Here is a 7,010-nt window from a genome sequence, read left to right on the forward strand (position 1 = left end):
TCGAAACCTCAAAAGGTCAACCCCCTACCTGCGCTAAGCAACCTGGCGCTCCTTGCGTCGCGATGGGGACCTTCGGTCGGCTTCCGCCTTCCGCCTCTGGTCCATGCCCTGCTCCTTCTTGACCTGCGGCAGCGGTTCGCGCTCGAACGCGGGAATGTCGAGGAAGGTCATGACCTTCTCGGCTTGGCTGGCCGCGCGGAACAGGCATTTCGCGTCGTCTTCAAGCGCCCTCATCCAGCTCTGCAGGTAGCCCGCATGCTGCTCTTCGTGTTGCCTGCCTAAGCCAATGCCCAGGCGCTCGGAAATGAACAAACTGGACAGCTCTGCAACCAGCTCCTCTTTGGCGTAGTCCTGGCTGCCGAATCGCCCGGTCTGGTCTCGGTCGAGGCGGTGCTTCGCTCCAGTCCAATGGGCCAGTTCGTGGAGCAGCGTGGCCTGATAGCTGACGTCATCTCTGAAAGTGTGGTGCTTCGGCAGGTGGATTGAATCGGCAGCGACGCTATAGAACGCCCGGTTGCCACCGTCGTGGTGAACCTTCGGCTGGTGACGGTCCAGCAGCTCCCGCACACGCAAGTTACGGATCGACTCGGGCATGACGAAGGGCGGCGGGGGCTCCGGCATGCCGTCGATCTGGCTGGCATTGAACACCGTGGCGACGAACACCGATGGTCCCTGGTATCCGCTCTTCTCTTCGCCTTCGGTCAACGGCTCGGCACCGTCTTTGGCTTTGCCGGCCTTGCTGAAATCCCAGTAAGCGATCTGCTGGCCCTTTTCGCCGCGCTTGACTTGGGCCCCAATGCTTTCTGCCTGCCGGTAGGTCAGCCAGCGATTGTCGTTGTAGCCATGGGCCATCTGCGCCCCGAGAAGGATCAGTGTGTTCGAGCCCCTATAGGACTTGCCCGAGGTTGGATTCCACGGCCCGTTGATCGAGCCGTTCTTCGGGGCGTCGGGGTCGTTCCAGGGTCGGCGCCAGGGGATGGTGCCCTGCTTCATGAGGTCGAGCATTCGCTCGGCGGTGGCTTGGATGAGATCGGAATACTTGGACATGGGTGGTTGCCTCAAATCTTTTTCAACCTCCTGCGCCTCTCAACAGGTGGTTGTGGGTAGATGGGGTCAGAACTCGATATGAAGGGTCAGACTCTTGCGGTGATACAACGCTCGCCGCACCAGCTCGGCGATTTCGTCCTCGCTGCGCAATCCCTGGTCGCCGTCTTTTCCCAGACGGACGTGGAGACCAAACCCGCTTTGCACGAGCAAGTATTGCGGGTCCGCTTCCGGTGTCTCTGGGCTCTCTAGATCGGCAGCGGTGATAGCTTCTTCGTGGAAAGCGTCTTCGGGAATGTGGTCGGGCGATGGCATGGGGGCTCCGTCTTGGTTTGGATACCCCTTTGCAATAGCGCACCATCGCCGGTTGTAAAGGCCTACGCGGCTTCAGCCATCGGTGCGCCCGACAGGAGGGCGATGGCTTCCATGGCCTCTTTGCTCAGAGGGTCACCCAACGGAACCTCCTCGTCCGGGATGGCCTGGGGAGCCCCGCCCTCCAGGCGCGGCTTCAATCCCCCCACGCGCAGGTTGACCCAGCGCTCGGCCTTCGATCCCTTCGTCGCCTTCTTCTGCTTCTGCTGGAGCCCCGGCATCCGTTCGCGCACCCGCTTCCAAAGCTCTTCAGCACCCACCGGCTTGCGGCCCAGCTCATCCAGAACGTAGTTTCGGTAGTCTGCATAGATGTCGTTCTTGTCGGTCCACGTGCCTTCTTCTTCGATGACCATGCGCTCGGCGAAATAAGATGCCGTGGTGTCCGTCTCTTGCCGGGTCTGCTCGGCCAGCGCTTTGACGGCCTCGGGCATTTCCTCGGGCAGGCCGCCACGCTCAATGAGGCGCATGGCCCCCTCCAGCAGCCAGTCGATGATCACGGCCATTTCCGCCGGGTCCTCGGTCAGCTTCTTGTGGAAGTCCGGATCGCGGTCCTTGTCGTTCTCGGCCAGGCGCACATTGAACGGGATCATGCAAATCTTTCGCCAGAAGCCGTGTTCGTGACTCGTCACCGAGAACATGGCGTTCAGTGCCAGGAAGAGCGTGCCGCGCGGCACCGTGGTGTAGGCATCTTTGCCCTTGTTCTCCGCTGACATGGGATCGCGCGAGATAAGCGCCTTCAAGACCTGCTGGATGGGATCGGAGAGGACCTTGGGCGCCTCTGTCGCCAGATAAAGAGTCTTGGAAGCGAGAGGTGCCATGGCGAACTGCCCATCCAGCTTGTCGATGCGGACCGCAGTGTTCTTGGGGTGGATGGCTCGCAGGACGTGAAGCAAGGTGCTCTTGCCGTTGCTGCCGCTTCCCAGCAACAGGAAGGCTTTTTCCAGGCACATCGGCATGACCGACGACGCCATGGCTTCTTGAAGCAACCCTCGCACGGCCATGTCCGGCATGAAGCGATCCAGATATTTGGCCCACCGCGACTTGGGGTCCAACGGCTTGGGGGTGTAGCGGCCGGACCTCACCTGGTCGAGGTTGAGCTTCGCTGGGACCAAGGAAGTGATCCCGTGTTTGGGGTCGGCCGGCAGGTATTCGATGTAGGCCTTCTTGTTGGCGTCCTTGAGGATCTCCAGGTAACCGCCCTTCAGCGGCACGATGGCCCGATGCTGGCTTTCAGGCAACTTCATGCCAGGCAAGCGGATCATTTCGAGAATGGCCGTCTTGACGCAGCTGGTCGCGCTGCTCTGCTTGGCGTCCTCCGGGGCGTGCTTGCGCATCCAGTCCAACGCGTGGGCTTCTACTTCCCGGGTGGCTTGCGGGGCCCAGATGCCTTCGGACTCATTCCACTGATACAGCGAAAAATCGATCTCGCCGTTGTCCATCTTGCCGCCAATGCGGAAACAGTTGGCGCGGCGCATATCGTCGGCATAAGCCAGCTCAAACGAGAGGTCTTCCCCAATAACGCCCAGGTCATCCGTGGCGTCGTTGGGATTGGCATCGGCCCCAAAGGCCTTGCCCTTTTTCTTCGGAGCCTGATCAACGGCGTCGCCATTGGCCTCCCCGCCCTTGACAGGGCCAGTCTTCGACTTACTCTTCATGTTGTAATCCCTAGTAGTAAACGCCCCGGTTCGCACCCGGGGTTTTTTATGCCGCTTGACTGGGGCGATGCACCCACTCTTGAAGCGCCTGACGCATGGCCTCGGAAGGGGTTTGCCCACGGGCCACCGCCGTCTCCTCCACCAACGCCTTAAAACTTTTGCTGACCCGGGCCTTCAACAACTCATCCCGTGCGGTCTTTTCGCGTTTCGTCTTCACTGCCTGCTCCGTTTCTTGATTTGTGGTCCTGTTGTGGCCACAAATCCATCTAAGCAGGCTTTACGGAACTGGCAAGGGCTCGCGCCAACGGATGTTCGTTTCTGCTTTCGATGCTCCAGAAACACTTGAAAGTGTGAAATACCTCAAGCATCAGCCTGGGAGGTAGCAAGTGCTTGTTACCCACTTGTTACCCTTCAAACCCTTATGTTTACTGGGGGTAACAGGTGGTAACAAGGTAACAAGTGGTTTAAGAGATCCACGCAAGAAAAATCCACTCACCGCTCACAACATCCATGCATACACCCATCGGGAGCTCGCGATCCACCCGTTACCCTGTTACCCCTTGTTACCTCCTTATGGGACAAGGCTTTCACGGGTAACAAGGGGGTAACAGGTGCTTGTTACCTGTTAGGAAAAACAAGAGCAAAAGCGGCTTGAAGCAAGAGCCGGCGGCTGCTCGCCGCCGAGTCTTGAAGAGGGAAAGGCGGGCCTCCGGCCTCTACTCGTAGAGGTGGAAGCGGGACCAAAACCCGGGGCGCCTGGGACCGATCAGTTCGTTCCCCACCGTGACTTTGACCGCCCCAAGCGGCAAGAAATGAAACGTTTGATTCGCGTGGATCTGCAAAGCCGTCATCGCTGCGCACAACGGATCGATGTCCCCCGCCAGCACCAGGATTTTTTCGCTTGGAAGGTGTTTCTGTTGACTCCTGATCGCGGCAAGGGCAAGCGAACCCGCGCCGCAACAGCTGTCGTAGACCTTGGCTCCGCTCCCACCAGGCCGATGCCTGGTGGCAAGGGTTTGAACCAGATCGAGAAGATCGCCGGGAGTGAAAGACTGACCCAGCCCTTCCCCACCCTTCCTGGCCAGCAGCTCGGCATGGACCCGTCCCAGGACATCGTCAAACGGCCTGCTTGCGAAGACCGCTTTGATGTAAGCGTTGATGGCTGCTACCACTTCAGGCGCTTCTTCGACATTTTTTTTCAAGGGTCCAAAAGCAAGGACTTTGGTGTCGAGGTGACCCTTGGTGTCTGCGTGGATATGTGCCATTGACATCAGTGCGTGCTGAACGAACGTTTCGAATGCAACCCGCGGATTCCACGGCTTGCCAGGAGTGGAAGGGATGGCGCGGATGGCCTTCACAAGGTTGGCGACCTCATTCATCGTTGGCCGCCCCCATGTCAGCGCCCGTCACCCGGTTGGCCTTCTCGAGCCGGATCTCCTCATCCATGGCGATGAACCGATCTCGCGTGAGAGACCAAAACACCACCCGCGTTTCCAGGTATTGAGTGATGATGTCTTTGCACTCGACCACCACGCGCCCGATGGGCATCCGCCAGATCAACTGGTTTGACAGCAACTGAAGTGCGGTCATCGCAGCACACAACGGATCGCGGTCGTTCGCTTTCACGGTAAGCCCCCGAAGGGCCTTCGAATCCTTCCCGGCCAGTTCGTGAAGCTTCACAAGCAACAGCGTGCCGGCTCCGCAGGTGGGGTCACCCATGGGCCACTCGTCTTTTTGAGGCGCTTGAGCAAAGGCGTTCATCGCCCTCGCCAAGCCCCAAGGGGTGAAATGTTGAGCGTCGTTCTTTTTCCCTGACCACACCAACTCATTAAACAATCGGCCCAGGATGCATTCGAACGGCTCGAAGGTTTCCACTGCGCCGCCGTAGGCCTGGCCCGCTTCGTGGCACCAATCCTCGCTTCCTTGCACGTCAGTCCCAAGCAGCGTCAAGTCACACCAGGCGACCAAGGGCCCAAATCCCCGGGTGAACAACTCCTCGGCCTGATTGATCACGCAAACCTTCAGCGCAAACGCGGTGAACTTGCGCATCTTTTCCCTGGGCGATTCCCCGGGGATGGCTTGGATAGCCTTCAACAACCGCTGGTAAGCATTGTTGCGGGGATCGGTCGGCTTTGCCTTCTTCGAAGTGCCCTTACTCATCGTTGGCCGCCCCCACGTCAGCGCCCACCCCAGAACTCACCCGGGCAAAGTCCAGCTCCAGGAAACATCCGCGGATCTGCCCCTCCCTGACCGCCCGCTTCAAGCGACGGGCGCCCTCCTCGCCGTAGGCAATCCACGCAGGGCCAGCAGGGGGCGCGTCACCTACGTCTCCGTTGGCCCGGTGGAACTTCAAGCGGCCCTCCTGGAAGACCACCGCGCTGACATCGGGGTGGTTCAGCACGAAACTTTGGAACCAGCGGGTCTCGGTTCGCGCAAACACCAGGGCGATGCCGCCCCCCGGGTGGTTGGCCATCTTCTCCATCCAGGCCTCTTGCCCCCGGCCGAACGGCGGGTTCATGAAAACGAAGGCATCCGCCGGCCATTCCGACGCCAGGCCGTCATCGCTGGGCTTGAGCATCCGAGCCGCGGTGGGCCACGGCATCCCGTTCTCGGGCGTTGCCGGATCCAGGTCGAAGGGCCCCAGGCCCGTGAAGCCTTCCCTCGGGCTGCCCCAAATATGCTCCGGAGGGGTGAGCCAAGTGGTGGTTGTCTCGAACTGCGGCAAGCGGTCGAAACCAACTGTGGCTGCGGCGAGCTTTTTAGTCCGGGGGATGGAGGTGGTTTTGCGCTCCTTCGGCATGAAGAGGTTGTTCGGGTCAGACGAAGCGGAGAGGATGTTCAATGTGCACACCTTATGGTTGATAGGGAGTTGTTGTTAGTTCGAGGGATTCAGACCTGCGTAGCGGGTCCGAGGTACAGCAAGGGCATCTACGGCAGCTGCACGTCCAGGTGCATGGCAATGTCTTCCAGCGCGTCTTCGTCGGCTTCACCGCCCTCGACCAATGCCCCCACGACAAGGCTGACGTCCACGTCCAGATCAATTCCCCAAATGCTCCACGTCGGCGCATTGAGCTCCTCGGTGCTGAGCCCGTGAAACTGACTCAATGCGTCTTCCCATGACTCGGCTTCGAAGGTGTAGCGGCGGCTGGCGAGCCCCGTCGCCGTCAGCAAGAGGCGTTGCGGCAACGCGGGCGCGACGGGATCGGCGACACCATCGTGGTCGTCCTCCTCGTCCGATCCGAACTCCATCTCACCGGCTCGGTTGAACACGTAGTCCGGGATCGCCTCGTACACCGCGTCCCCCACGCCTCCGCATACCTCGTGTTCGATTCTTTCCAGAGAGTAGGCCGATGACTCAATCAGCCACTGTGCGGCGATTTCAGGATCAAGCGATTCAAGATGGTTGATCGCATCGGACACACACGTGACATCCATGGCGACGCTGTAGTCGACCCACACCGGGCCGGTGACGCTGATGGTGTATCGCTGTTTCATTGGCTGTTCCTTGATGATTTGGCAAAGCTCCGCCCTCACGGCCAAAGGGCCGCGTTGAACGTTTGCTTTATGGGGTTGGGTTACTGCGCGCCAGCAGAGAGGCAAGCGATGCCCGCACTGCCTTAGGCAAGCCCGGAAAGGCGATCGCTGCCCGGGTTGGGGTTACGACTCGGACTGCAAGCCGGGCAGCGGCGCCGTGCGCAGGAGGGGCTGGAAGCTGCCGAGCCACGAGGGAGGCTGCAAATCGCCGGGTGCATGCTGATCGTATGTATCCAGAACAAAGCCGGGCTTGGATGAATGGCCTTTCGTAGCGGCGCGGCACCCCACGGACTCGACCACAAACTGCGTGTCGAAATGGGTCACGACTGTGGACCGGCCAGAGTTCTGTAGACACTCAGTTGCCGCTCTGCGCGTAGCGCCTTTCAAACTCTACCGGTGACACGC

The 7,010-nt window shown here is 60.2% G+C and carries 8 protein-coding genes; all 8 read right to left on the reverse strand.

Translation table 11 applies throughout. From position 1 onward, the window contains the following. Positions 1-33: 33 nt before the first annotated feature. The gene (locus tag O0J73_RS11160; protein WP_008264731.1) at positions 34-1,047 is read right to left on the reverse strand and encodes a zincin-like metallopeptidase domain-containing protein; all 1,014 of its coding nucleotides are present in this window, start codon (positions 1,045-1,047) and stop codon (positions 34-36) included. Positions 1,048-1,113: 66 nt separating this feature from the next. Beyond that, positions 1,114-1,359 (reverse strand): hypothetical protein, encoded by a 246-nt coding sequence (locus O0J73_RS11165; protein WP_040008462.1) that lies wholly within the window; start codon positions 1,357-1,359, stop codon positions 1,114-1,116. Between the two features lie 62 nt (positions 1,360-1,421). Then, positions 1,422-3,071 carry a phage/plasmid primase, P4 family gene (locus O0J73_RS11170; protein ID WP_008265409.1) on the reverse strand — a complete coding sequence of 550 codons (1,650 nt, stop codon included), beginning with the start codon at positions 3,069-3,071 and terminating at the stop codon, positions 1,422-1,424. A 46-nt stretch (positions 3,072-3,117) separates the two neighbouring features. Continuing rightward, positions 3,118-3,288, reverse strand: coding sequence for a ribbon-helix-helix protein, CopG family (locus O0J73_RS11175; protein WP_140222693.1), 171 nt, complete (start codon positions 3,286-3,288; stop codon positions 3,118-3,120). A 499-nt stretch (positions 3,289-3,787) separates the two neighbouring features. Beyond that, positions 3,788-4,450 carry an N-6 DNA methylase gene (locus O0J73_RS11180; RefSeq protein ID WP_049451765.1) on the reverse strand — a complete coding sequence of 221 codons (663 nt, stop codon included), beginning with the start codon at positions 4,448-4,450 and terminating at the stop codon, positions 3,788-3,790. After that, entirely contained in the window at positions 4,443-5,231 is a 789-nt protein-coding gene (locus tag O0J73_RS11185; RefSeq protein ID WP_146256385.1) for a hypothetical protein, read from the reverse strand. Before O0J73_RS11185 ends, O0J73_RS11180 begins: the two co-directional genes overlap by 8 nt. Continuing rightward, positions 5,224-5,913 carry a phage N-6-adenine-methyltransferase gene (locus O0J73_RS11190; protein WP_229298517.1) on the reverse strand — a complete coding sequence of 230 codons (690 nt, stop codon included), beginning with the start codon at positions 5,911-5,913 and terminating at the stop codon, positions 5,224-5,226. Before O0J73_RS11190 ends, O0J73_RS11185 begins: the two co-directional genes overlap by 8 nt. An 86-nt stretch (positions 5,914-5,999) precedes the next feature. Further along, entirely contained in the window at positions 6,000-6,566 is a 567-nt protein-coding gene (locus O0J73_RS11195; RefSeq protein WP_008267292.1) for a hypothetical protein, read from the reverse strand. Positions 6,567-7,010 lie beyond the last annotated feature (444 nt).

Source organism: Stenotrophomonas sp. Sm6012, assembly GCF_030985895.1.
Taxonomy (GTDB): Bacteria; Pseudomonadota; Gammaproteobacteria; order Xanthomonadales; family Xanthomonadaceae; genus Stenotrophomonas; species Stenotrophomonas forensis.

Bases quoted from the DNA above. Each gene is read 5' to 3' on its own strand.
- O0J73_RS11160 (WP_008264731.1), bottom strand. From the start codon at position 1,047: ATGTCCAAGTATTCCGATCTCATCCAAGCCACCGCCGAGCGAATGCTC.
- O0J73_RS11165 (WP_040008462.1), bottom strand. From the start codon at position 1,359: ATGCCATCGCCCGACCACATTCCCGAAGACGCTTTCCACGAAGAAGCT.
- O0J73_RS11170 (WP_008265409.1), bottom strand. From the start codon at position 3,071: ATGAAGAGTAAGTCGAAGACTGGCCCTGTCAAGGGCGGGGAGGCCAAT.
- O0J73_RS11180 (WP_049451765.1), bottom strand. From the start codon at position 4,450: ATGAATGAGGTCGCCAACCTTGTGAAGGCCATCCGCGCCATCCCTTCC.
- O0J73_RS11185 (WP_146256385.1), bottom strand. From the start codon at position 5,231: ATGAGTAAGGGCACTTCGAAGAAGGCAAAGCCGACCGATCCCCGCAAC.
- O0J73_RS11195 (WP_008267292.1), bottom strand. From the start codon at position 6,566: ATGAAACAGCGATACACCATCAGCGTCACCGGCCCGGTGTGGGTCGAC.